Annotated in this window: 3 protein-coding genes; 2 read left to right on the top strand and 1 reads right to left on the bottom strand. The window is 62.6% G+C overall.

Annotation, left to right across the window (positions count from 1 at the left end; all coding sequences use genetic code 11):
* The coding region (gene xylA, locus EN984_RS28740; protein WP_127384135.1) for a xylose isomerase at window positions 1–1,172 on the top strand (1,172 nt) is incomplete at its 5' end.
* A 393-nt stretch (window positions 1,173–1,565) separates the two neighbouring features.
* The gene (locus tag EN984_RS39045) at window positions 1,566–1,901 is read left to right on the top strand and encodes a GNAT family N-acetyltransferase (protein WP_281057353.1); all 336 of its coding nucleotides are present in this window, start codon (window positions 1,566–1,568) and stop codon (window positions 1,899–1,901) included.
* Between the two features lie 450 nt (window positions 1,902–2,351).
* On the opposite strand, the gene EN984_RS28725 is transcribed toward EN984_RS39045, so the two are convergent.
* Window positions 2,352–2,980: helix-turn-helix domain-containing protein (locus EN984_RS28725; RefSeq protein ID WP_127384134.1), on the bottom strand; the 629-nt coding region annotated here is incomplete at its 5' end.

Below are 2,980 nucleotides of genomic sequence, written 5' to 3'. Positions count from 1 at the left end.
CCTTTGCCTGGCCGGGCGGCGATCCGTTCGGCGGCCAGACCTTCGACCGGCCGTGGTTCCCCAAGGCAGGTGGCACCGACACGATGGAACTGGCAAAGCTGAAAGCGGACGTCGCCTTCGAGATGTTCTCGCTGCTCGGCGCGCCCTATTTCTGCTTCCACGACGCCGATGTGCGGCCGGAAGGCAAGGATTTTTCCGAAAGTGCCGCGCGCCTCGACGAGATCGCCGATTACTTCGCGGGGAAGATGAAGCAGACCGGCGTCAAGCTGCTTTGGGGCACCGCCAATCTGTTCTCCAATCGCCGCTTCATGTCGGGGGCGGCCACCAATCCCGATCCGGATGTCTTTGCCTACGCGGCGGCGACGGTAAAAAGCTGCATCGACGTCACCAAGCGGCTGAAGGGCGAAAACTACGTGCTGTGGGGCGGGCGCGAAGGCTATGAGACGCTGCTCAACACCGACCTCGCGCGCGAGCAGGAACAGGCCGGCCGGTTCCTCAGCATGGTCGTCGACTACAAGCACAAAATCGGCTTCAAGGGCGCGATCCTGATCGAGCCGAAGCCGCAGGAGCCGACCAAGCATCAGTACGATTACGATGTCGCCACGGTCTACGGCTTCCTCAAGCGCTTCGGGCTGGAGAAGGAGGTCAAGGTCAATATCGAGCAGGGCCACGCCATCCTGGCCGGCCATTCCTTCGAGCACGAACTGGCTCTGGCCAATGCGCTCGGCATTTTCGGTTCGATCGATATGAACCGCAACGACTATCAGTCGGGATGGGACACCGACCAGTTCCCCAACAACGTGCCGGAAATGGCGCTGGCCTACTACCAGGTCCTGCAGGCCGGCGGCTTCAAGACCGGCGGCACCAATTTCGACGCCAAGCTGCGCCGCCAGTCGCTCGATCCGCAGGACCTGCTGATCGGCCATATCGGCGGCATGGACTCTTGCGCACGTGGCCTGAAAGCCGCGGCCCGCATGGTCGAGGACAAGGCGCTATCGGCGCCGCTGGCCGAACGTTATGCCGGCTGGAACACGGCCGAGGGCAAGGCGATGCTCGCCGGCAAGCGCACGCTTGAGGATATCGCCGAGCGTGTCGTCAAGAAGAGGATCGAGCCGCAGCCGAGGTCCGGCCGCCAGGAACTGCTGGAAAATATCGTCAACCGCTACGTGTAAGGCGCGCGCCGCTCCATCTCTGGACCGACATCCGGCACCACTGGCTGAAAGCCGCCGCCATCGCTATCTGCTAGTCAGCCCACTTCGCGAGAGGCTGCCGAGGATCGCACAGATCTTCGGCAGCCAGCGTGAGATCAAGATGCCACGCGTGTCGCCGAAAGAGAGCCCGTGCGGCAGCCTTTATTTTTATGCATGTCGTCATCCCAAAACCGCTGGCACTTTTGGGCGACATGCATTGGCGGGAGACGGAAAATGGCAGAGGATCGAATCATCGTGCGCCCGGCGCAGGCGAGCGATATTCCGGCGTTGAAGCAGGTGCTGCAGGAAACGTTCGAAGGCACATGGCTGCCGAACATCACCTAAGCAGCGGCGCGGCGCTATGTCGAGACGGATATTGGCGGGCGCTATGTCGACCGGAGCTGGCCTGAGTTCGCCGTTGCCGAGATCGATGGCGAGGTCGCCGGCCTGATCCATTGGCGCGCCGATTTCATCGAGGCCCTGCACGTCATGGCATCCCGTCAAGGCCAAGGTGTCGGCCGCCAGCTGCTCTCCCATGCCGAACAGGCAATCGGCACCGCCGGGTTGGCGCAGGCGCGGCTGGAAACCGACACGTTCAACCTGCCGGCACAAGCCCTCTACAAGGCGGTCGGCTATGTCGAGAAAAACCGCTATCCAGACGACGAATGGGACAGTGGCTTCACCACGGTGCTGTTCGAAAAGCGGCTGTAGATCTCTCCTTGATCTGACCTGCCGGGACGCAGGAACAGCTTTGCGCATGGCCCGGTCCCGCGACACGGTTTTGCCCTTCGACGCCCTTCAATGACCTCGCTCTTGCCTTCAAACTGCCGTCACGTTTCTCATATAAGAGTGGCTCGTGGCGGGAGAGGAAGAAGGAGGCGAACCGATATTCATAACCAACTTTAACTCTACTCCCTTCTCTCCCCTTTCTCTCCCTTCTCTCTCCTCTCCCCCCTTCTTTCTCTTCCTCCTCCTCCCTCTTTTACTCTCCTCTCAAACGAATGGGACCGCGCCGTTGCCAGCCGTTTCGAGACCCATCTTGCCAGACAGATGCGCTCGCAGATCGACGGCGGCAGTGACCGTCAGAACGCTGCCTGAGCTTTCCGACTTTGTGCATGTCGTTGTCCCAAAATCGCTACACACTTTTGGGCGGCATGCACATCAACCCCTCCGCAATCTGACCGGCGCTTCGCCGAAAGCCCTTGAAAATGCCCTCGAAAATGCCGCGGCGGACGAGAACCCGGTCCGCCCGGCAATATCGGCCATGGCAACCCTCGTATCGACCACCAGCCGGCGCGCGGCGCCGAGGCGCAGCCTGAGGTAATAGGCGCCCGGCGTCTCGCCGATCGATTTGCGAAAGATGCTTTCCAGCGTCCGTGCCGTCACGCCGGCGCGCTTGGCCACTGCTTCGATGGTCAGCGGCTGGTCGACATGCGATTCCATCAGCCGGATGGCTTGCGCAAGGCGCGGGTCATAGCCGTCGAGCCGGCCGAGCGAGACCAGCGGCTGTGCGTCGGTGGCGGCGCGAGCCTGGTCGTAGATGAAGACGCTGGCGACATCGAGCGCCACCGCCATACCGAGCCGCGTGCGGATGAGATGCAGCATCAGGTCGAAGGTCGGTGACGCGCCGCCCGAGGTGAACACTGGCCCGTCGATGACATAGCGGTCCGGGCGGACATCGACGCCAGGGAAGGCCGAGGAAAAATCCTCCATGTCCTCCCAGTGGGTGGTGGCGCTGCGCCCTTCCAGCAGGCCGGCGCGTGCCACCAGCCAGGTGCCGGCCTCGACAC

The organism is Mesorhizobium sp. M7A.F.Ca.CA.004.12.1.1, from assembly GCF_003997835.1.
Taxonomy (GTDB): domain Bacteria; phylum Pseudomonadota; class Alphaproteobacteria; order Rhizobiales; family Rhizobiaceae; genus Mesorhizobium.
This window is presented reverse-complemented; position numbering and strand designations above follow the sequence as displayed.